Source organism: Peptoniphilus lacrimalis DSM 7455 (genome assembly GCF_000378725.1).
Lineage (GTDB): Bacteria > Bacillota > Clostridia > Tissierellales > Peptoniphilaceae > Peptoniphilus_A > Peptoniphilus_A lacrimalis.
The window spans coordinates 51,534-75,151 of the sequence record NZ_KB900368.1; the positions used below are offsets into that span (position 1 = coordinate 51,534).

Here is a 23,618-nt window from a genome sequence, read left to right on the forward strand (position 1 = left end):
ATTTACACCTCTTTTCGCACAGGTGGTCTGGTATCAAAGGCATGGAGCAGTTCTTCAAATACAGGGTGGAACTGTATCACACCGACACGACCATATAAATCACTGATAAGGCATTGCCCGTTTTCCAAATCACGCAATCGCTTCTGATTGTTTTCGTCCTCTGGGTCTACACCAAAAAAGGCTAAGGTCTTTTTAATCTCGTTAAGGTCAGTGGAACGAAATGCAAATTTTAAGCCGAGGTTATTTTTCAGTTTTTCATCTAAGAGGTCGTCTGTATTTTGGGTCACGAAATATACCCCAGCGTTCATAGCACGACCAGCCCGAACCAGCTTCATAGATAGTGTTTTTCCTTGTGCTACCTGTAAAAAGCTCCATGCTTCGTCTAAATCTACAATCTTGAAAATGCTTCGGTCTGTATGGATAAAGTCTAAAGCAAAGGTACTAATGACAATCAGCATAGCAACGGATAAAAGCTCCATAGTGGTATATTCCTCAAAGGAAGTTTCCTTGTCGGGAAGTACCAAGTCCGCAACCTGTATAATGTTCAGTTGTTTTTCTAAGCTGATAGACTGCTCCACATAACCATTACTGAATAATAAATGTGCAAAGTCATAGTCTGTAAAACTTTCGATATGGTCGGCTATACTGGTACTTAGTGGCGTATTCTCAACCCGTAATTCCTCAATCACTTTCATCAACCCTCGTACTTCACTATTGGTTACTGCACGAATGGCTTTTCTAAGGATTGGGAAGCGTTCCCCATCACGAGAGGAAATCCCCGTAAGGAATGTCAGAATATCAATAGCCAGTGATTCAGAATCTTTGGGATTTTTCATAATCACATAAGGGTCAAGTAAGCCTTTGTTTTTCTCATCAGAAGTCAGAGTGACGATATTGATTTCATGGGAAATCTCTGGCAAGGTTTCTTTCCATCTGCCACGTTCTGCTTTTGGGTCTACAATCACTGCTTGTGCCCCATAAAGCACCGCATAATAGACGATAAGGTTATTCGCAAAGGATTTACCACCACCCAGCGAACCAACAAAAGCCGACGCTAACGCATTGGTTACTGAACCCTTAACCCCTTGACTGGCAAGAGCAGGTTTCAGATAGACATTGCGTCCAGTATCTAAGCTGTAGCCAACATAAATCCCCTCATTTTCCCCCAGCATTTGAGTAGCACCAAAACCTAAACCAGCGAGGAAATCAGAGGTCACGTATTGAATATAATCATTCATATAACGCTTGCTGGCAGGTAAAAATTCTTCATGTAAGCCGAGCATATCCCCAAATGGTCGTACCAGTTTTACGCTTAAATCGTCATAAAAATCTTTCACTTCATTACAACGACGTTTGAGTTCGTCAAGATCATTTGCTGATACCCTTACCACATAAGACAGCTTGTACATAGATTCCTTGCTTTGGTCTAAATTGGTTTCCAGCTCATTCACACTTTCCAGAGCTTCCGCCACATTGGAGCTGGTTTCATTATCACTTTGCCAAGCGTGGTTATCCAAGTCTTTCAGTTCTTTCTTTTTATTGCGGACAGTAGATAGGGCTTTACGATTCGCTACAATTTCCACATTCATTGACGTATCAATCGGGAATGTAAATTGCTGTTGCTGGTAGTAGAAGATTTCAGAGGACGGGAAGTCCAGTTCTCCGACAATGCTGTTAATGGTAAAGTAAGCTACATAGACGGTTTCATCTTCCTGCTGGATTTTCAAATATCGCTGTTTTTCTTCCACCAAACAGCGAGTAGGCTTAATCAAGTCATAGTATTTAATCAGCGTTTCATTATCCAGCTTTTTCTTTGATAGATGGTACTCATACTCTTCATAGGCAGTGCCTGTCTGTCCGTAAAGGTGTTCAATCAGATAGCCGAAGTCGTCCTTATCTAACCTGCGGATTTTGAAACGACGAGAGATTTTATTTTCTAAGAGCTTTTCCATCTTCTGAAAACGCAGGATTTCATCATTACTCATACTAACAAAATCGCCCATCAGCTTATGGTTCACATCATAGACAAAATCAGACAAAGCATTTTTTGCTTCAACGGTAAGACTTTTCATAGAAAACTCCTGATCGTTGAGAAGCAACTTAAAGCCGATAAAGAAACGGTAGTTCACTTGATTTTCGCCAATCATGGATATTAAAGCGTCTGTCTGTTGGTCGATTTTGTCATAGGCAACCGCTTTGAGCTTGCCAGTGACTTCATTTTTGGAACGCTCTTGTGCAGAACGTATGCTGGATTCTGTACTGATTTGTAAAGCATGAATTTTGCCATCACGATTTTGTGCGATAAGCTGTCTGAAAGAATCATGCACTTGTATTTTCTGTTCTGGACTTAGAAATGAGTAATTGTAAGGAACAAGCTCATAGTAAGCATAACATTCCCCGTCTTTATTCCAGACGAGATTGTTTTCAATGTATTTAATTGGATATGCCATAAAATTCACTCCTAACTGCTGTAATGGCTTCTTGTGGCTGGTTTCTGCCAAGCGTTACTTTTTTTCCTGCATAGGTCAGCTTTGGTCGCAGTGCATAAGCAATGACAGACTTCAAAAATCCATAAGGCTTTTTACCATCAAAAGTTTTTGTAGACATAAACCATGTGAAAGCCACAGGAATCCCAAAGTATTTGAGAAATGCTCCCTCTATCATGGAAAGAGGGGGCAAGTTGCCAAGTATCATCACTGCAAAGAGTGACACGACAAACCATGTCATTTGCGTAAAGGTTATGGGAAACGGAAGTCTAAAATCATTGATAGAATACAGTACCTTTTCCACAGACCAGATACTGGTATAGCTTCGTATTTTCTTCATGTAATCAATCCTTTCATAAAAAATAGGGGTAGCTGATTGAGCCACCCCGTAAAATAGAAAATCTGCCAGTAGTAATGTACCGACAGATTTAATAGACGATTTCAAAAATCCCATGATTGGTTGAGATAAACGTTCCTGAAAGGTCTAAATCCCGACCATAGGCTTGATAATCAATATAGTTTTGAAGACTAGCTGGTACTTCGCCTAAAGCACCCGTTTCTTCAATGTAGTAGCGTGCCACGTCATACATATCATCACAATCGGAATGAATGATAATATCCTCTTGATGTTCGCTTAGTTCTTCAATGCTTGAAAAATGAGTGAGCAGAGCAGATAGCTCCGATTGTAATTCTTCGGGTAATTCCGATACCATTTCCCATAGTCGATTGAGTTCGCCAATGGAAGTGTATTCGTCAACCGTAAAGGGTAACTCGTAGTCATGAATGGCGTATTCCTCATATTCATCATTCAAGCCGATTTTCTCTTTGACTTCCTCAAAGTCAATGGGAAAGGTAAACCACGCACCGACCAATTCGCCCTCATTGTATTTGCCTAAATTCGCAATATAGACTTGCATATCGTCCATATATTCACGTCCTTTCTTTGTAGAGATTCAAAAATCCCTACCGCACTTCGTTTGGTGTACCATTCCTTTGCGGAACATAAGAAAACCACTTATATTCCACAAAAGAACGGTTTTATTTAAGCACCAATAATGCGATTGAATAGCTCTAGTAAAATGTCTTTTACTCCAGCAGCGTTGAAGACTAAGCCAACCGCAATAATCGCAATAATTAAAAAGCCAATCAGTTTGCTAAACTCACGCTTGAAGCCAAGATACAAGCCAATCACAACGATTGCTAAAAGCACCAGTGATTGAGCGTTTGATAGAAACCAGTTATAAAGGTTTTGTCCAAAATTCATAAAAATGTTCTCCTCTCTATATTCAATGAATTTGTATTTGAGTTATTTTTTTGTTGTTATCACGTCCTGTTCTTTTACTGACTGTTGCTTCAAAATCTGCTTGTGTCGGTCTGTCAGTTTCGCATGGTCGAGAATGTCTTTTACAACCTGCGTCTGGTTGATTTCATCAAGTTTAATCGCAACCTTTAAGGTCGGGGCAACTTGATGAGATAGCCAGTTCAGCGTCCTTTGGAAGGAGTAAGGCTCTGGTTTTGTGGTTAGTTTTAATCGTTCACGATTGTTCCCAATAAACCAAGCCCATTCTTCATTCAGTTTCCAATCAGAACGAGGTTTGGAATCGTCTTTATCTACAAAACGGATATACCGATTGATAATTTTAAAGGCGGTATGCTCTGGATTGTCATAGACGAGTAAATCACGGACTGCATAATAGGCACGCTCATTTTTCAATCGAATCTCAAAACGGTTTTTTACTTCTGCGTCTTCAATGGGAATATCATTTTTCTTGTACTGCTCGTAGTCCTTTTCATAGATACAGAAATAAACTTCACTTTGTAATGAACCGATATAGAGGGTGTTTCCCATACATTCCTTTTCCTCTTTGCGTACCAGTTCGCCACTGCGATAGCTTTTAAAACTGCGGAAGACGGAGATACATTCTTCCTGTTGGCACTTTTCAGTGAGTACAGGGATATTCAAAATCCCTGTCTTATCGTTAATGGCAAGGTCAAGGCGTTTCATCACACCGCCAGCCACCAAAACGTCCATAAAGAACTCATACCAGCTTCTTTGTTGTGCCAGAAGATAGCTTTCAAATTGTCTGCACCCACGACCTTTCAATTCCACCAGAACTCCTTTGTCCAGTTCATGGGAGCAAAGGACGAATATGTCGCCTAAAGCATAATGCTCTGAATAAGAATAGAAACCATAGTCCTCATGAAGAAAATAGGACAGTTTCAGTTGTAAGATGTTTTCGACCACCTGCTGTACGTCTGTTGTCGGAAAGCGAATCCTTACATAATCAAACAGCATTTCAAGGGGAGCGTCGGGATTGAAGCGTTCCAGAGCTTCCCAAAGGGACTGCTGTAAATCCTCTGATGGCTTGACTTTTCCTGTTTCAATATCGCTTAGATACTGCCTTGTAATACCAGTCGCAACAGCTAAACGGTTTTGAGATAGTCCATAAGCCAAGCGTTTTTCTTTTAAATGCTGTAACCAAGTTTGTTCATTCAGTAAAAATCCCTCCAATCAAAAAGGCGTATGTCAACTTTTAAAGCCCATTTGACATACGCTGAAATTTTGTAAATCCCTTGTAACCAAAGGATTTTCTAATGTTTTTTTGACTGTTTCCTGTCGATTTGTACCCCCCTGTTAGATACGGGGGGTTAAGTGCTGGCGTGGCTATTGCCACACCAGCCAGCAAGATCAGTCCACACCTGCGACTTCCGCTTCGCACGTCGCCTGCGTGGACTGTCTGCTGTTGGATAACTTTTTAATTTCCTCCAAGAAATCATATCCTTTTGGTACAAGGGGAGTATAAAACTCTGATATGACACTTGTTCCTACATCAACATAGCCACGACCTTTGATTCGCTTTAAGAAGAAATCCTTTTGTACGTCACTGCCAAACATCATGCCATAGCCCATTTCAGACATACGACCTAAAGCCACTCTGAAATTAAACTGATCACGGATTCCGTCGCCTAAATATTTTGCGTCTGGACGTTGACAAGCCAGTATTAGAAAGAAGCCAGCTTGACGACCTAACATGACAATCTGTTTCAGCTTATTCATAACTGCGGTGTTTTCTTTTGTTCCCAGCATTTCCATGAAAGCGACGTATTCATCAAAGATTAAGAAGTGTGCCGGGAGACCTAAGTAAGCATAATTTTTGCCAGTCTTATAGTTCTTCATCTGCTTCATTTCCTCACTACGTTTCATCATTTCTTCATAGAATGTTTCAATGCAAGAAAGCAAGTCTTCTTTTCTATAGTAGACATTTGCCATCACAGAACCTAAGTCCGCAAGGTCAGCATTTTTCGGGTCAAGAATATACAGTTTTGAATCTGTATGAAGCAAGGCTTCAATCAGTGTCAGTATAAAGTAAGTTTTACCGCCACCTGTACCACCAGCAATCAACATATGAGGGAGCTTATCATATTCCCACCATACGTTTTTCATTAAGCGAAGTTTACCATCTTTAGCTTCTACTTCATCAATAGAAATACGACTGGCTATGGTGTCATAGAGCAAAGTATATTCCACATAGGAATCCTTTAACTCTTTATCCGTCAGCTCACAGTACAAGCCACTCTCTAATTTCTTTTCCAAGTGTAAGAGTTGGTCTTGATATTTTCCCAGCGTGATTTCCACCCGTATCTGTATCAAGCCATTTTTAAGTCGATAATACATTTTAGGGAAGTAGGTTATCTTTTCCTTTGTACGACCAGCACTATCTTTAAAGAAACCCTCTGTTTTGACCTGTTCAGATTCATACCACTTGTTTTCAAGTATCATCTTTGCCAGTTTTTGACGGTGGTAAAGTTGTTTAACCGTATCATAGCGAACCCGTTTGAATACAAACGCTACCAGCAAGCAGATAAGAATTGCGACACTGAAACTGATAATTAAATAGGGAATGTCAATCTTATCTGCTTGTGATAGGTTAAAATCCTGCCAGTTGATCTGCTGGATTGTCTTCACATGAAACAGTCCGACAACCAGCAGGAAAACAGGCAGGAGTGACGCTATCGTAAAATGAAAGACTAAATCTTTACCAGATGGGCGAATCCTTTTACCACGCTGTTTCATGCGAAAAAGTCTCCTTTCTACCTAGCGACTATTTGTCTTGTGTCGGTTCTTTCTTTGCTTGTGGTTGAGCTTTGAATGAACTAGAATCCTTTGTCAGCACAATATCGTCTGCCTTGATATACCAGTCAACATCTGCTCCTTGATAGGTGGCAGTAGCAACGGTGTCCGCAATGGGATTGATAAGTTCCACCCGTGCGTTATAATCAAACTCTTTCAAAGGCACGCTGGCAGGAATACTTACTTGAATCATGCGTCCTTGTCCTTTGGATTTTAAGTCATAGGTACGTTCCTTGATTTCATCTGAAACCGACCCGTCTTCATTTTGGATTCTCACTTCACGACGTAGAGCAGAGAATTTCAATTCTCCAAAAGTCGTGTCTTTATCTAATACAATGCCATTTGCTAATCTCATCATTTTTCCTCTCTTTCTTTATTCTTTTATCATGTCGTCAGCATGTAAAAGGTAATTTGTAAAACCACGAGTGCCGATTTTGTAGCCCTCTGCGGTAATACGTGGATTGACTAACTTCACACGTTCCTCAAAGCCGAAATGTTTTTCGCCAGCTTCAGCAGGAAGCACCACCACAATATCATCTGCTCTTTGAACATCAGAATAGAGATTATAGCTTCTTGATAAGACAGTTAGCCGTCCGTTGATTCTTCGCTGAACGACTTTATCCTCGCCAGCAAATTCTAAATTGCCGAATGTTTTTTCCATGTTGGGAATCACAAATTTAAGTTCCATATTTTTACCTATCCTTTCTTTTTTATTGGCTGAATGAATGTTTGATGGTCTTAAAGAGTGGGGAACGACCTTTTGATTCTTGATTTTTTGTTTTCATAAGTTCACTTCCTTTCAAAATCGGGTAAAAAAATAGACACCTCATTTTTTGAAGTGTCTACCTATTAAATATTCAAATTTTATTGGAAGTATCTTTATATCTTCACTTTTCAAGGATAAATCGTCGTATCAAAGCTCATTCATAAGTAGTAAATTAGTAGTAAATTGAGTGGTTTTGACCTTGATAAAGTGTGATAAGTCCAGTTTTTATGCGGATAACTAGATTTTTATGCTATTTTTATACTTAAATAATATGAAACGCTTTATGTCTATTTATATCTTCCTTTTCCACAAGAAGCTCTATATAATTATCATATTTCGTACCATATGATTTATATATTAAAAGATTAAATAAATCTTTTTTGCTAAACATATATAATGCAGATTCAATTGACCCTTCAATGTTAATTTTTGATAAATCTTCTCCACAATTTTTTTCTATATTTTGAAAAGATTCCTCTTCAAACTTGTTATAAAAACCCAAAAGTTCTTTTGCCAATGGATCAACTAAACTGATAAATAAATCTTCTTTGTCATTAAAATGCCTGTAAAAAGCACCCGTTGTAACTCCAGCATCTTTACAAATTTTTCTTAAATTAGCTCGTTCATATCCATCCTTCAAAAAATTCGCTTTACCACTATCCATGATTTTTTTATGTGTAAGCTCATATCCATTCAAATCTGCCATTACTCTGCCTACTTTCTCTTTACTGATCAATTTCCCGCCTCATCTTGATAACTTAGTTATCATTTTAATATTGTCGATCATGTATGTCAAGTATTTTCTGGAACTCTAATAAAAAAAATGGTACAATAAATACAAATAGTTTTATACACGCTTAATGCTTGCTACTCTAATTATTCTTTTGTAGCTTTTGTAGCTTTTGTAGCAAGCACAGTAAGTGTACGGACACTTACGGAAAATTGACGAAGCAGCCCTTGGGGATCTGCTTCTTTTTTTATCAATTTTTAGATTGTTAGGGAGAACCCTAAGACCCCGAAATACATTCAAAGGAGGAACTAACTATGGCAAATAGATTAAGAAACGAAAGACTTGAAATTAAACTAACTGAAGAAGAAAAGGCTCTTTTTGAAGAGAAAAAAAGACTTGCGAAGTGTAGAAACATGAGCCATTTCATCCGCAAATGCGTTTTGGAAAAGGAAATTTATCAAGTGGATTTAGAGCCTTTCAGAGATTTACAAGGCTTACTTTCTAATGCAACAAACAACATCAATCAGATTGCAAAGCGAGTAAATTCGACAGGTGTAATCTACAAAGAGGACATAGGTGATATAAAAAAAGAGATTGAACATTTCTCAAAAGAGCTGTGGCAAATTCATTCACTACTTCTGAAAAGAACATCTGAAACGGAAGGTGAATAATAATGGCTATTACAAAAATACACCCAATAAAATCGACTCTTAATCTTGCTATCGACTACATTGTAAATGGAGATAAAACAGACGAGCAGCTTTTAGTAAGCACTCATAAATGCCACGAATCAACTGCTCACACTCAGTTTTTAAGGACACGAAATGACGCAGGAACAAAAGGAACCGTTCTTGCAAGACATCTCATTCAATCCTTTTTACCGGGAGAAACAAGCCCTGAATTGGCTCACCAGATTGGTATGGAGCTGTGTAAAAAGATACTCAAAGAGGAGTACGAATTTGTCTTATCTACTCACGTAGATAAGGGGCATATCCACAATCACATCATCTTCAATAATGTAAATATGGTAACAGGTAGGTGCTACCAGTCTAACAAGAAAAGTTACCACCAAATCCGTTATCAGAGTGATAAACTCTGCAAAGAAAATAACCTATCCGTTATTGACGAGTTTTACGAAAGCTATAAGAAAAAATACAAGACTAACGGTAAATCTTGGTATGAAAATGAACAGGCAAAACATGGCACTTCTTGGAAAAGCAGGCTTCAATTTGACATTGACAGAATGATAAAACAGTCAAAGGACTGGGACGAATTTTTAAAGAAGATGGCTGATCTTGGCTATGAAATCAAATACGGTAAGCACATTGCTTTTAAGCCAAAAGATAAGGCGAGATTTACAAGGACTAAAACAATCGGAGAAGATTATACCGAAGAAAGATTAAAAGACCGCATTGCAGAAAGAGAGTTTATCAAGACTCCTGCCGTCAAAAAACGCATCAGCAATGTTATTGACATGAACACCAATGCAAAGGTAAAGGAAAGCAAAGGCTACGAATATTGGGCAACCAAACATAACCTTCATACAATGGCTGAGTCTGTTATTTATATCAGAGAACATGGCATTAAATCCGTTAAACAGCTTGACGAGTATATTCAAAAAGCAGCTGATGAAAGGCAAAATATACAAGAGAAAATCAAGTCTATTGATAAGGAAATGCAGAAGCTTTCCACCACTATGGAGCAAGTTCATACCGTTAAAAAATACAGAGCGTGCTACAAGGAATATACTGCTAATCCGTCTGACAAGGCATTTTTTGAAGAGTACAAAGCTCAGATTACCCTATATGAAAATGCTCTCTCAGAGCTTAAAAAATCCTATTCCAAACTCCCAAATTCAAAGGATATTTTAGCTGAACTTGATAAATTACAAGAAAAAAAGAACACCCTTATGCAAGAGTATTCTTCCTCAAAATCCACTATGGACGAGCTTTATAAGATACGAAAAAATTACGGAATCTACATGGGTAAGGAGATGGAGAGATAATCTTTATCTCCTTTTTTCGCAAATAAAAAAAGAGTCGGTGCAGTCCCAAGACCACACCGACCATAAATTTATCTCTCAGCTTCTTTTGATGTTTCTTTCTTTTCTTTAGGCTTTTCCTTATCTTCAGCCTGATATTTTTTGATAGCTCCAAGCACAGACTCTTTCTTTTCATCTCGACCTTTCATCTGTTCTTTTGCCTTTAAAAGCTTTGAAGAAAGTATCCTGATGTTAGTATGTTCCTTGCCGTTATCGTCAACGGAAGTTCTGATCTGTCCAAAGAGTTTTACAAAATCTCCCTGCTTAAAGTCTTTTGGAATATCACCCTTTTCTCCGTATGCGGAGCAATTATGATATACCTTATTGCCCTCATCATCTTTAGATGCCACAGAGAAGTTTACTACTTGAAAGGCTTCGCCGTTCTTATTTTCCCTTTCAACTACATCGATCTTTCCTACAATATTTCCAACGATATTGACAAGATTATCTTTCTCCTCTTGAACATAAGGAAGATTTTTAATCTGCCCCTGTTCTCTTAAATCTTCAATCATGTAATCAAATTCCTCATGCAGTAAATTAACGGTGTCATTGTCCATATAAGCCTCATAGAGCTTATCCAAAGCACTTTCATCGTTGATACCTTTTTCCATGCTGATAACCGCCTTAACAAAGTCCTTGTGATTATCACTTACCATATCTTCTATCTGATTTCTCATTGTTTTGTAATCCATGTTTTATCTCCTTTCATGGTAAAAGGGAGGTTTCCCTCCCTTATCGTACATATTCCTGTTCTTTTGCAGTTTGTTTTTCTTCTGTTTTACTTTCTTCCTGATAGGCTCTTATCTGTCCTAAGATAGATGGTTTATCACCCGTTTTCTGTGTGGCTTCCTCTTTGGTATGCAAATTATCTTCAACATCATAGGTTGACTCAAAATAATCGCTGTCCTTAAAGTCATTGTCGTATCTGTCAGCAATTCCATCATTATCAAGGTCTTTAGAAAGTGGATCATAGAAGTTACCTTCATCATCAATGTCCAGTCCCAGAGCTGCCTTTAAGTCCTCGGAATCCACATAGACTAAATCTTCAAAAGAGGATAGCTCTATTTCATTTTTCATATTCCTTAGAGCTTCATTTTCTCCTTTGTTTTCATAATCAAAACTCTCCGTTTTAATCGGTATATCTTCAATATACTGTGTCCATGTCTTATCCTCTAAGTTAAGCTCATATTGGATGCTGTGTCTTTCGTCAGGTGTATTGGTATAGGCGATGCCGATGTGCTTTAGATCAGGATATAGAGTATCAAACTCATCATAACTATGATTTTCTTCATACTCTCTGTTGCAGAAGTCAATGATGGCTCGTTTTACATCTTCTACAAGGGGATTATCATTTCTCTTTTCTTCCACTTCTCCCATATCAAGGAGCTTATTCAGTTCTGCCAAGCGAAGCACATTATCCTTTAGTTCATCAGCTTTTTCAAAAGGCTTTTGTAATTCCTCTTTGGCATTTTCAAGCTGTTCTTTTGTGCCGAGGAGCTTTTCTTCAAGCCTCTTTAATTTCTCAGGCATTTTCTCAAGAGCATTATCAAACCTTGTAATATTACCGTCCGCACTCGTTCCAAGCTCTCCTGAATGCTTTGCAGCACCGTTTAAGCTGAAGTTATGCTCATTGGTGAAGAAGTTGTAGCTTACCTCTAAGTCCATGTTTCTATACTTACCGATAACCTTGCTTTCATTGATTTTCACTTTAGAAATAGCTTCAAGCAACTTTTCTCCGGCTAACTTTTTATCTAATATCTTCTCACCACCGATAGTAATAGAAGTAAACTTTTCCTCTCCTTCAGCTTTTGCTTCTACATCTTTAATATCTTTCTTTACAGCCTCAATGAGTTTTTCTGTCCTTGCAATTTCTTCCGGATAGTTTTTAGCAACCTTATACTCTAATCTGTAACGGTTGGACTTATAGTTTGCTTCAAGCATTTTAAGTTTTGTAACCTCATTATCCAAATCCATCTTTTCCTTAATCTTCGGATCACCTGTAGCAAGGGCTTTAATCTCTGCATAGTTTAAGCTGCTTTCGTCCACATCTTCCGCCACTCTGACAGGTGTTTTACTTGTCATAATCTGAGAAATGAACTTCTGTTTATTCTCGATGGTCTGGTCGAGTAGGTCGGGGATATTACTATCCCTTTCCCCTCTAAGAACCGTGCATGAGAGTTTCCCCTCACACGGCTCAAGTTTTTATAAGCCCTAATTAAAGAGCCAGCGTGTTTTCTTCATCATTTATATGCAATTTTCTATGACACCAAGGGTGTACTAAAGTTTTAAGGGTAATGTTATTTTGAATTGTTTGATGTACTCTAAAGTCTGTATCAATAGTTATTTTCTCTCCACAAACAGGACATATTCCATTTTGCATTTTATACAGTCTATTTATAACTGTACGTCCTTTAAGTTCGTTTCGTATTTTTAACTCTTCTCTTTCTTCAAAGTATATTTGCCAATTTTCATCAAATGGATTTGCTTCAGCTTGTATCTTGGTAAATCTTTTAATATCAGTGTCTGTAGCATATTTAAGACGAAGATAGTATTTCTCACCATTTTCCATTTTGTCGCCAGTTGCTACACTGAAAGTCCAAGTTCTATTTCCAATGGTATGGAAGTATTTCTCAGCTATCCATTTTCTACCTTTCTTTGGGTGTCTACGAACGCACCAGGTCCACAAGCTTTTATATATTTCATAATCAAGTTTTTCAAAGGCTTTAGATGAAACATTATATTTCTGATAGTTTACCCAACCTATAATGATTGGATTTAATTTTCTAATCAAAATTTCTTGTTTCATTGACGGATTATCTTTTATGATTCGTCTGATTTTATCAACAATAGCCTTGAAGTTCTTATCAGATGGTTTTGTAAGCAACTTATCTTTATACATCCTAATATTAACTCCAAGAAAATCAAAACCGTCATTTATATGTGTTATGAGTGTCTTTTCCTCTGATAATTCTAAACCTCTTTCAGCCAAGAATTTTACAATGATTGGCTTTACACCATTTTCAAGCAATTCTGCACTTTCCCCTGTAACGATGAAATCATCTGCATATCTAACAAAGTTAACCTTTGGGAAATATGTTTTCTTATTTACTGTTCTTCTATGGTATTTCTCTTTGATTGCTTTTTCTAAACCATCTAATACCATATTGGATATAATAGGTGATATTGGCGAGCCTTGGGGACTTCCTGTTTCTGTTGTAAATAGTTTTTGTTTTTCTATATATCCACACTCAAGCCAAAGTTTTAATAATTTCTTGTTCATTGGAATATTATTTAATATCCATTCATGACTTATATTATCAAAACAACCTTTTATATCTCCCTCAAGTACCCATTTTGCAGATTTCTTTTTATTAAGTGATGTAAAACACTGCTCGATAGCATCTTGTGTACATCTTTTTGCCCTAAATCCATAAGAATTAGGGTCAGCAGTAGTTTCTGCTATGGGTTCAAGTGCAAATTTATATAGGGTTTGCATTGCTCTATCTGTCATTGTAGGAATGCTGAGAGGTCTTTTCTTCCCATTTTTCTTTGGTATATACACTCTTTTAAGAGGCTTAGGTTTATATCCTTTTAAATTTAACTTTTCTATCGCCTTATACTTTGCCTGTGATGTTAGCCATAATTCACCATCAACACCACTTGTTTTCTTGCCTTGATTTTCAGTTACCCTCTTAATAGCCAAGGCTTTTGCATAAAATGAAGTTGTGAGTAAATGTTGTAAAGATTTTACCTTTCCGTATTTACTCATTTTCCACGCTTTCACAATACGCATTTGTAGTTTTTTAACATAGCTTTCTGCTAGAGAAAAATCTATACTTTCCCAGTCTTTAGCTCTGTTAGTAGTAGCACACATTTTACTGTTCATTTGCTTTCTCCTTTCAAAAATTCTACAAGTTCTCTTGTGATTAAAAACCAAATGGAAGTCTGCACTCTTTCAAGTTAGGGCAAATTTTGAACCCCTATCCATCTCATTACAAGATGGCATTCGCTTTTTCCATTCTCCTTTACCTGCACCATTATCAGCATTTCTTACGATTTGCCTTGCCTTATGGCAATAGTACAGGCTTACCATGTTCCACTTAATTAACATTGATAACTTAGGCTCTACCTCTCTGCCGGTAGTCTTTTTGTCCGTGTAATCCCACTATGGAAAGGATTATCCGACTACACACCATTTTGGTTCAGGCTTATCAGCAACTTTAGCCTGTTCGCCTTAACGACATTTATCAGTAGTTCACATATGTTAGCCATATTATCAAGCCTCGCTCCCTAACCACCTTGTTGCTGGCAGTTTCGGTATTTCCTCACGGTTTTACCTCAAGTAGGGTTACTTTAATATCGGCTTACCACACCTAAGTGCAGTCGATACTCGGCTCAACTAACGGAATAGTTGGTTTGGTCATCATGCCAAACAGTTAAATTAAGCGACTTCATGTCGCACCCATAAATAGGCGTCAAAGGTATTTTCTGTTACATATCTAAAGATATTAACTTTATCATTTTCATTACCTTGACGAACAATTCTACCACTTCTTTGCTCTAGATCAGACGGTCTCCATGGGACGTCTAAATCATGTAAGGCTATGAGTTTATTTTGTACATTTGTACCTGCTCCCATTTTTTGAGTAGATCCTAACAAGACTCTTACTTCTCCTCTTCTTACTTTAGAGAATAATTCATCTTTTTGTTTGTCTGTATCTGCTTCGTGGATAAAGGCTATTTCCTCTTTTGGTATTCCCATATTCACTAGCTTATTTCTAATATCATCATAGATATTAAATTCTCCATCTCCTTTTGGTGTAGACATATCTGAAAATACCAATTGTGTCGATGAATTTTCTTTTGTCTTATCCCAGATCGAAAAGATATTTTTAACACATACATTTACCTTTGAATTAGGATCATCTGGAAGTAGTGGATTTATTAATCTTTGGTCAAGAGCAAGTTTTTTACCATCATTTGTAATCTTTAGCATATTATCTTCTGTTGGCTCGACTTGATTATTTCTAACTGCGTCAGCTCTTTCTGAAATGGCTTCTAATATTTCTTTTTGTTCCTCAGTAGGTTTCGTTTTAATAACTTCAAAGTTTGCTTCTGGCACTGGCAAATTTAACATATCTGAAGTCTTTATATCTGCTACTTCTTTAAACATAGACATCAATTCTGGCAAGTTATAGAACTTTGAAAATCTTGTCTTTTGCCTATATCCAGTACCTTCTGGAGATAATTCAAAGGTATTTTCTGTTTCTCCAAAAGTAGAAGCCCAGGCATCAAAATGTTCTAATCCTCTTGCCTTTAAATCGTCATATTGAAGGTATCTTTGCATGGTATAAAGCTCTGTCATTGAATTTGATATTGGTGTACCAGTAGCAAATACAACTCCCTTTCCATCTGTCATTTCGTCCATATACCTACATTTCATATACATATCTGAAGACTTAAAGGCTTCACTTTGACCGATACCAGCTACATTTCTCATCTTTGTATGCAAGAATAAGTTTTTGTAATTATGAGCTTCATCTATAAATAACTTATCTACTCCTAGTTCTTCAAAGGTTATTACATCATCCTTTTTAAAGTCATCATTTAGTTTTTCAAGTCTTACCAAAAGCTTCTTCTTTGTCTTTTCTAGTTGTTTTACTGTGAAATTTTCTCCTCTATTTCTTTTGTTCTCATCAATAAAGGAAACTATATCATCTATTTGGTCTTGTATATGTCTTACCTGGTATTCCTTAGACATCGGTATTTTTTCGAATTGAGAGTGTCCTATGATAACTGCGTCATATTCTCCCGTTGCAATCCTACCAATAAATCTTTTCCTATTTTTAGGTTGAAAGTCTTTTTTGTCGGCCACCATAATGTTTGCTGACGGATATAATTGCATGAACTCTCTACCAATTTGAGTGGTTAAATGATTAGGAACTACAAATAATGACTTACTTGCAAGTCCTAACTTTTTAGATTCCATGGCAGAAGCTACCATTTCAAATGTCTTTCCTGCTCCCACAACATGGGCAAGTAGTGTATTTCCACCATAAAGAGTCCTTGCTATGGCGTTTTTCTGATGTTCTCGAAGTCTGATTTCAGTATTCATTCCATCAAAAGTTAAGTTAGAACCATCAAATTCTCTATTTCTAATTGAATTGAATTTTTCATTATAAATCTTCTCTAGCCTATATCTTCTATCAGGATCTTCAAATATCCAATTCTTAAATTCTTCTTTAATTAGTTCTTGCTTTTGACTTGCAAGCATAGTTTCTTTTTTGTTTAATACAGAAGTCTTAGAACCATCATCATTTATTATTTGGTCAAATACCTTAGTATCTTTTAGATTAAGGGCATTTTCAATTAGCTTATAGGCATTCACTCTACTTGTACCATAAGTCATGTTAGCGAGGTCATTAGTCGAGTCAACACTTTTACCTTCAATGTTCCATTCACTTGTATGTGGCGAAAACCTAACATTTATATTCCACCTATCATAGCCAGGTGTTTTTAAAAGGTTAAAAGTAAAGTCTTCTATATCTTTTTGAGGTATCCAAGTTGCTCCTAATCTTACATTTATATCAGAAGCCGTAAGTTCTTCAGGCATAACTTCTTGTAATTTTTCTCTCTGATATTTGAGTTTGCCTAACTCGTTTAATAATGTGTCTTTCTTTTCAGAAGGTGCTAAATCTATTACATTTTCAATTTCTCCGATATATGAATTGAGGTAACCAATTTTTTCTCTGATATTGCCACTTAGATACTCATCAGCCGATACATATGAAAAATGAAATGGATCGTCATTGTCAAAGTTCTCAAAGGGCATTCTGTTATTTATTAGGTCTGTATCCTTAATATCTAAAAATATCTCGCCCTCAAGCTCACCAATTAAGGTGTCCCTATCTTTACTTGTTATAGATTCCATATATTCAAAATCTACATATCCCTTTTGCGAAACTGATAAGACTAAGGCTTCAAGGGAAGTATCTACATAGTCTACTACTTTTGCCTTTGTTATTGTTCTTTTTGAGAATATATCACTCTTAGCTTTGAAATTGTCCTCATCATCAAGTATTTCTATTGATGATACCAAAGGAAAGTTTGAGTCTTCCTTTAAGGCTCTAGTATTTGATAAGGAGTTAAGAAAGCCATGTTTCTTTGAAAAGTTATCATAAACTTCATTTAACTTTGCTTGTGACTCTTTTATTTCTTCGTCTGAAAAATCATCCTTTTGTTTTTCTATTACATCTTTCAAAGCATTCATTACATCAAGATAATCTTTTATCTTTTCTTTATTTTTATCTGATATATTCTGCTTAATTAAGACTGAGTTTTCTCTTAGGTAGACCTCTTCGTCAATAATGGTATATGAGAAATTCTTAACATCGTCTGTTGCTGGAAGACTTAATTCTTCATCTTCCAATAGCTCGACTTCTTCATATTTTGAATTTGAAGATATTTCCTTACTTGCAAGATCCATTAAATCTTTTAAATTTTCGTCTTCTTTTTCATCACAAGTAATAGTATTTCCAAATCTTCCAGATACTTCTTTCATATCCCCTAATACCATTTGAGGATTATCTACAAAGTATTTATTATAAGTCAAACCCTTTTTATCAGTTGCTAGATGAATCCAATCATCATCTCTTTCTATAACTGAATCTCTCTTTTTTAAGAAAATAATATCCGAAGTAACTTCTGTACCAGCAAGTCCTTTAAATGTTGTATTAGGAAGCCTCATAGCTCCTAAAAACTCACATCTTGCATTAATATATTTTCTAACAGATTCATCTTTTTTATCCATAGTTCCAGATGAAGTTATGAAGGCAATAATTCCTCCATTTCTTACCTTATCTATTGACTTTGCAAAAAAATAATCGTGAATCAGAAAATTATTTCTGTTATATTCACGATCGTTAACTTTAAAATCTCCAAAGGGTACATTTCCTATAACTAAATCAAAAAAGTTATTTGAGAAGTTTGTTTCTTCAAAACCTTTAATTTGAATATTAGCTTCAGGATAAAGCTCTCTTGCTATTCTTCCGCTTAGGCTATCTTTTTCTACTCCATAGATTTTAGACGCTTTCATTTCACTTGGCATATTACCAATGAAGTTACCAACTCCTGCAGATGGTTCAAGGATATTTCCAGTCTTAAATCCCATATCTGTTAGAGTCTTATATATTCCGTCCATTACCTCTCTAGGTGTATAAAATGATGTTAAGGTAGATTCTTTAGCATTCAAATACTCATCATTTGTTAGATTTTCTTTTAAAATATTTCTTGCTTCAAGCCATTGCCCTCCTTTTTCTTCATCAAAGACATCAGCAAGACCTCCCCAACCTAGATAGTCAGCAAGATAGGCTTGTTCATACTCTCTTGGACTTCTGTTTTCATTTTCAAGTCTTTTGAGCATTTTAATGGCTTTTATATTTTTATCTAGCCTTTCTGATGGTGTTAGGTATTCTGAGTAGATATGATTTTTTAAGTCATAATTTCTAGCAAAACTTAGCCTTTCCTTATTAGGTTCATAGCCTAGATTCTTTAAATCTTCTTTACCCCTCAATAAGTTTTCGGCTGCTTCTCTTGGAACATTGTATCTATCCATCATTTGGTCAATTTCAGGATTGTGGTTATCTATAAAGCTTTCTTGCTCTACTTGTATTTCAATTTGTTTTTCATGCTCAGATAATTTGTATATCTCATAATTTCCACTATCTAAAAGGTCATCAATCTTTCTACTTTCTTCAAATGTTTCACCCTTATATAAAGGATATTCTTCCCCATTAATTTCTACTTTAGTTCCAGTTTCAATTAAGTTAATTCCATCAAAGACATTCTCATCTTTTAAAATAAATTCCTTACCAACCTTTACTGCTAGTTTTTCTGATGTTTGACTTAGATTTTCAAAGATTTCTTCAAGGTATGAATCGTTTCTATATGGAATTACTTCCGAACCCCTAATCATACCTCCCATATATTCCATATTATCTCTGATAGTGACAGTTTTAAGTCCTCCACTTAGTTCATCAAAGTCTGTAATGGTAAAGTCCTTATCTTTATATCTAACCTGATCACCTATCTTAAATTTAGGCTCTATATTTTCCTTAACTTCTTCTTGTAAAGATTTTTCCTCGCTTAGTTCAACTTGCTCTTCTAAATATGAAAATTCACGCTCATTTACTTCTTCACCATCACCAAGGTCAATCCTATAGTGTTCGACAACTTCTCCGTCTACATAGTGGTCAAAATAGAATTTGAAATATCCGATATAATCATCAGTCATTTCTCCAAACTCATTTTCTCCATGAGTTTGATTATGGTCTTTAACATTAATATCTTTTTGTCTTAGGACATTAATTAAGTCTTTAGTTACTATCTGCCCACTATAATCGGGAACTAATTCGTGGTTTTCATTAAATTCTACAATCCAATAATCTTTTCTATTTTCAATGTTTTTGCCATCAAAAAAAGAAGCTTCATCAGCTTCCTTTTTTTGGCTTATTTCATTTTCTAAGCTTCCACGTATTCCTTGATTGCCATTTTCTTCACTGTTGCCATCAAGTTGTTCATCTGTCCTTGGTATTCCTCTGGATTCTCTCTTTTCATCTTCTCTGTCAATCCTTGTGCTTTCATCATCTTGACTTTCTCTCTCTTGATAAAGTCCACTGCCTGATTCTGAATTTCCTTCAGGTGGTTCAAAAGTGTTTTCTCCTCGTACATTTTCTGAAGTTTCTTCCAGTTCTCCATGTCCTCGCTCCCTACCAGGTAAGACAGTCTTAGAACTGCGTATGTCGGATTCGGAAATTTCTCCATAAATTCCAGATCCTTCTCCATCATGTCCAAGGTTTTCTCCTCGATCTTCATTGCTATTTTCTCTGTCGCTTCTATCTGTGAAAACTCGTCCATCTCTACTTCTTGACCTATCATCTCGTCTATATAAATCATCTTGACCTCCTCTATCTTCGTTTATATTTTCTATATCTCTATTATAGTCGGCAACGGCCCTTTCTGTCAGCAGCCTAGCACGATCTATTTCCTTAGATTTTTCTATTGTGCTATCTATAATATCTTCACTAACCCTTGATATTACAAGACCTATCTGCTCTAAAGAAATTGTATTAATCCTCGAAAAATTATTTTTTAAATTTTCCATATCCATAGGATAAACTGTATTAAACCTATTAGCTACCGCATAGGATATTGAGTCCCTCATAAACTTTTCAAAACTTAATCTATCCTCTATATCTATTCTCAAATCAGCAAGAGCCAAGTTAATATATTCATCTCCATAAATTCGGCTCAAAGAAAATATATTTTCATTAAGTGAATCACTAGCTTCAAATGAAAAATCTCTTATTATTTCTTTTAAAGCCTCGTTATGGTTTTCGTGATCAAACTGCCATAAGCTAACCTCATTAATATTCCTATCCATTGATGTGGTCTGACTAATATCAAAAATATATGAAACTTTTTTGTTCACATCACTTCCAACTAAAATTGGAATACCCTTTTGACCTCTCATAACAACTCTGCCAAAATATTTTTTCCACATATCAAAAGTCGCACAAGCTCTAGCTTCAGGTTCTTTGTTATATATACTTAGTTGGCTAGAAAAATCATATTTCTGATTGTTACCTATAACCTTTAAGAGTTTTAAATATTCATTTTCATCTTGTAAAACTTCATACTTTATAGCTTCTTGTATATTCTTAAAATCATTTACTTGCATTTTCTACCTCCATTCTATGAATTTCTTTTATAATAGCTATTAAAACATCAACCACAATAGAATTGCCGGCCTGTTTATATAGTTTGCTTGAGGTGCAATTTTTTCTTCTTGGGTGTACTTTCTCTAATTTGTCTATATCGCTATCATCAAAACCCATGAGTCTTAGGCATTCTCTTTCTGTTAAATACCTATACCTACCATTTCCAATATCTATTATTCCAGAATTAGGTACTCTCATTTGTTTTGTGGAAATAGTATAAGAAAAATCTTTAATCACTTTGAGTCGCCCTCTAAAACTATTATCTATGCCTTTATTTAAAAATTTCAGCATATAAGGTTGAGTCATGGTATAAAGTTCACTTACATTCTTTTCTAAAAATTCACTTAGTGGTCTGGTTTCTTTCCTCTCCAATTTATTAAAAGAAAAGTTATTTGCTCCAAGACATGAAACAACAAATATCCTCTCCCTTTTTTGAGGTATCCCAAAGTCCATTGCATTTAAGATTTCATACTTGTTTTCATATCCTAGGCTCTCTAGCTCTTTTAGATAAATAAAAAAGGAGTCCCCCATATTTCTATCAAGGACTCCCTTTACATTTTCCCAAATTATCCATTTAGGTTTATCTTTCATTTCTTTTATTATTCTAATTGTTTCAAATAGTAGGCTTGATCTAGTTCCTGAATTTTTAACTCCTCCCTGCTTTTTTCCAATTCTTGAAAAGTCTTGGCAAGGACTTCCATGCATAACTAAGTCTATCCTCTCATTAGGAGCTTTATATCCTACTACTGATTTTGGCTTATAATCTTCTCCATAAATTGCGTTGTATGATTTAACGCAAGCCTTATCTATTTCTACATAATCAACTACTTCATAAGGTATCTTCAAATTAATAAAAGCCTTTCTAATAGCACCTATGCCACCGAAAAGCTCTAATATTTTCACCTTATTCATTTAGATTATTCTTGTACCTATCTACAAGCTCCCTTATACTATCTTCTATTTCTCTTAAAAAATCTTCTTTATCTACTTCACCAGAGCTAATCTTTGCAAGTTTCATTTCCCATTCAGATGTTGTTTCTGCCGACTTAAACTTATCCTCTACAATCGATACAAGTCTATTACCTTTTTCTGTTACAAGTAAATTTTTCTTATCTCTTCTTATGAGATCTTTATGGATAAGATTTTCAATAATTCCTGCCCTTGTAGCTGGTGTTCCTAAGCCTTTTCTTTCCACTTCTATTTCTTTATCGAGGGATTCTACTCCTGCACTCTCCATAGCCTTTAAAAGTGTATTTTCATTATAATGACTTGGAGCTTTTGTAAATTTTTCCGATATATTTTTAGAAGTTAGCTTAATTTTATCTCCAGTCTTTATATCTGGTAATTCATTTTCTTGTCTTCCCTTTCCATAGGTCTTTAGATACTTTGTATAACCTTCATCGATTACAGTCTTGCCACTTGCATTGAAGTTAAATTTATCATATTCATATCTAATTTTTCTACTAGATTCCTTTAAGTTATCCGAACATGAAGCAAGTAATTTATTCTTAATTAGATTATAGACTTTGCTTTCTTTATCAGATAAATCTTTGGCTTTTCCAATACCTGATATAGTAGGAATAATTGCATAGTGGTCTGTAACCTTAGATGAATTAAAAATAGACTTAAAGTTTGATTCGTTGATTTTAAAACCTTCTTCAAGTCCTTCTAATAATTCTTTCATAGTAGTAACCATATCATCGGTTAAATACCTGCTATCTGTTCTTGGGTATGTGATTAGCTTTTTTTCATACAGACCTTGTGCCATATTTAAAGTGTCTTTTGCTGAATATCCAAAATATTTATTTGCTTCTCTCTGTAAGGTAGTGAGATCATAAGGCTTATCTGGTTTTGTGCTTATTTCTTTATCCTCTACCTCTGTAATAACTATTTCATCTTCTAGCAAGTTTAAAAGTTGCTCTGCCACTTCGATTTTATCAATCCTATCTGATACAAGTTTCAATCCTTTATAAGATAGGTCAACTGTATAATATTTTTGCTTCTTAAATAGATTTATTTCACTATCCCTTTTAGCTATTAAATATAGAGTTGGTGTTTGTACCCTACCAACAGAATAGGTTTCCTTGTAAATGCAAGAATAAAGCCTACTTAAATTCATTCCCACCAGCCAATCAGCAATGGCTCTTGCACTTGCCGATCTATATAAGTCTTCAAAGTTTTCTCCGTCTTTAAGATTTCTAAATCCATCTTCAATAGCTTTGTTTTCCATTGAAGATATCCAAAGTCTTTGAATTTTCTTCTTACATTTAGCTTGATTATATACAAGCCTAAAAATAAGTTCTCCCTCTCTTCCAGCATCACAAGCATTTATAACTGTGTCGATGTTCTTATCGTTTAAAAGCTTCTTTAAAACTCCATATTGTTTCTTAGTGCTTTTAGATACTTCATAAATATATTCTTCTGGAATTATAGGAAGAGTTTCTATTGTCCATTTCTTCCATTTTTCATCTACCTTATCTGGACTTGCCATTTGAATTAAATGACCAACACACCATGAAACAATGTATCCACCTCCCTCATAATATCCGTTTTTTCTTGTTCTTGATCCAATTGCTTTTGCAATTGTAACTGCTACACTTGGCTTTTCTGCTATTACTAATTTCATTAATACCTCCATAAATAAAAAAAGAGCGAAAGATTTCTCTCTCGCTCAAGCTTTAAAAA

At 35.7% G+C, this 23,618-nt stretch carries 17 protein-coding genes and 2 pseudogenes; 2 read left to right on the forward strand and 17 right to left on the reverse strand.

Annotated elements, in window-relative coordinates; all coding sequences use genetic code 11:
- Positions 1-2 precede the first annotated feature (2 nt).
- The 9 genes from tcpF to F594_RS09185 all read right to left on the reverse strand — a co-directional run bounded on the left by tcpF (position 3) and on the right by F594_RS09185 (position 8,120).
- Positions 3-2,450 (reverse strand): conjugal transfer ATPase TcpF, encoded by a 2,448-nt coding sequence (gene tcpF / locus F594_RS0101685; protein WP_000331160.1) that lies wholly within the window; start codon positions 2,448-2,450, stop codon positions 3-5.
- Positions 2,434-2,940, reverse strand: a complete 507-nt coding sequence (locus F594_RS0101690) for a conjugal transfer protein (protein WP_000506270.1) — start codon at positions 2,938-2,940, stop codon at positions 2,434-2,436. Before F594_RS0101690 ends, tcpF begins: the two co-directional genes overlap by 17 nt.
- Positions 2,915-3,412, reverse strand: a complete 498-nt coding sequence (locus tag F594_RS0101695; RefSeq protein ID WP_000342539.1) for an antirestriction protein ArdA — start codon at positions 3,410-3,412, stop codon at positions 2,915-2,917. The genes F594_RS0101690 and F594_RS0101695 overlap by 26 nt, the downstream gene beginning before the upstream one ends.
- A 116-nt stretch (positions 3,413-3,528) precedes the next feature.
- Positions 3,529-3,750, reverse strand: coding sequence for a hypothetical protein (locus tag F594_RS0101700; RefSeq protein WP_001009056.1), 222 nt, complete (start codon positions 3,748-3,750; stop codon positions 3,529-3,531).
- Between the two features lie 42 nt (positions 3,751-3,792).
- Positions 3,793-4,998 (reverse strand): MobT family relaxase, encoded by a 1,206-nt coding sequence (gene mobT / locus F594_RS0101705; protein ID WP_000398284.1) that lies wholly within the window; start codon positions 4,996-4,998, stop codon positions 3,793-3,795.
- A gap of 177 nt (positions 4,999-5,175) precedes the next feature.
- On the reverse strand, positions 5,176-6,561 hold the full coding sequence (locus tag F594_RS0101710) for an FtsK/SpoIIIE domain-containing protein (RefSeq protein ID WP_000813488.1): 1,386 nt from the start codon (positions 6,559-6,561) through the stop codon (positions 5,176-5,178).
- A gap of 28 nt (positions 6,562-6,589) precedes the next feature.
- Positions 6,590-6,976, reverse strand: a complete 387-nt coding sequence (locus tag F594_RS0101715) for a YdcP family protein (RefSeq protein WP_000985015.1) — start codon at positions 6,974-6,976, stop codon at positions 6,590-6,592.
- 15 nt (positions 6,977-6,991) lie between these two features.
- Positions 6,992-7,306, reverse strand: coding sequence for a YdcP family protein (locus F594_RS0101720; RefSeq protein ID WP_000420682.1), 315 nt, complete (start codon positions 7,304-7,306; stop codon positions 6,992-6,994).
- 340 nt (positions 7,307-7,646) lie between these two features.
- Entirely contained in the window at positions 7,647-8,120 is a 474-nt protein-coding gene (locus tag F594_RS09185; protein WP_010247058.1) for a TetR/AcrR family transcriptional regulator, read from the reverse strand.
- A 308-nt stretch (positions 8,121-8,428) separates the two neighbouring features.
- Here F594_RS09185 and F594_RS0101730 point away from each other — a divergent pair, with 308 nt between their 5' ends.
- Together F594_RS0101730 and F594_RS0101735 are read left to right on the forward strand one after the other, a co-directional pair.
- Positions 8,429-8,785 (forward strand): plasmid mobilization protein, encoded by a 357-nt coding sequence (locus F594_RS0101730; protein WP_000013547.1) that lies wholly within the window; start codon positions 8,429-8,431, stop codon positions 8,783-8,785.
- Between the two features lie 2 nt (positions 8,786-8,787).
- Positions 8,788-10,119: a relaxase/mobilization nuclease domain-containing protein gene (locus F594_RS0101735; RefSeq protein ID WP_001018662.1), complete on the forward strand. Its 1,332-nt coding sequence runs from the start codon at positions 8,788-8,790 to the stop codon at positions 10,117-10,119.
- Positions 10,120-10,187: 68 nt separating this feature from the next.
- On the opposite strand, the gene F594_RS0101740 is transcribed toward F594_RS0101735, so the two are convergent.
- The 8 genes and pseudogenes from F594_RS0101740 to F594_RS0101770 form a co-directional block, all read right to left on the reverse strand.
- Entirely contained in the window at positions 10,188-10,847 is a 660-nt protein-coding gene (locus F594_RS0101740; protein WP_000384996.1) for a single-stranded DNA-binding protein, read from the reverse strand.
- A gap of 40 nt (positions 10,848-10,887) precedes the next feature.
- Positions 10,888-12,282: pseudogene (locus F594_RS0101745) on the reverse strand (helicase-related protein); the annotation flags it as partial.
- A gap of 88 nt (positions 12,283-12,370) precedes the next feature.
- A complete protein-coding gene (gene ltrA, locus F594_RS0101750; RefSeq protein WP_019034340.1) occupies positions 12,371-14,041 on the reverse strand; it encodes a group II intron reverse transcriptase/maturase in 1,671 nt (556 codons plus the stop codon).
- A 69-nt stretch (positions 14,042-14,110) separates the two neighbouring features.
- Positions 14,111-14,266, reverse strand: a complete 156-nt coding sequence (locus tag F594_RS09635; RefSeq protein WP_155802180.1) for a hypothetical protein — start codon at positions 14,264-14,266, stop codon at positions 14,111-14,113.
- Between the two features lie 351 nt (positions 14,267-14,617).
- Positions 14,618-19,087: pseudogene (locus F594_RS0101760) on the reverse strand (helicase-related protein); the annotation flags it as partial.
- A gap of 587 nt (positions 19,088-19,674) precedes the next feature.
- Complete coding sequence (locus F594_RS10025) at positions 19,675-20,109, reverse strand: TnpV protein (RefSeq protein WP_409371759.1); 435 nt, start codon at positions 20,107-20,109, stop codon at positions 19,675-19,677.
- A 770-nt stretch (positions 20,110-20,879) separates the two neighbouring features.
- Entirely contained in the window at positions 20,880-21,845 is a 966-nt protein-coding gene (locus tag F594_RS0101765) for a DNA cytosine methyltransferase (RefSeq protein ID WP_019034343.1), read from the reverse strand.
- On the reverse strand, positions 21,838-23,559 hold the full coding sequence (locus tag F594_RS0101770) for a DNA topoisomerase 3 (protein ID WP_019034344.1): 1,722 nt from the start codon (positions 23,557-23,559) through the stop codon (positions 21,838-21,840). The genes F594_RS0101765 and F594_RS0101770 overlap by 8 nt, the downstream gene beginning before the upstream one ends.
- Positions 23,560-23,618 lie beyond the last annotated feature (59 nt).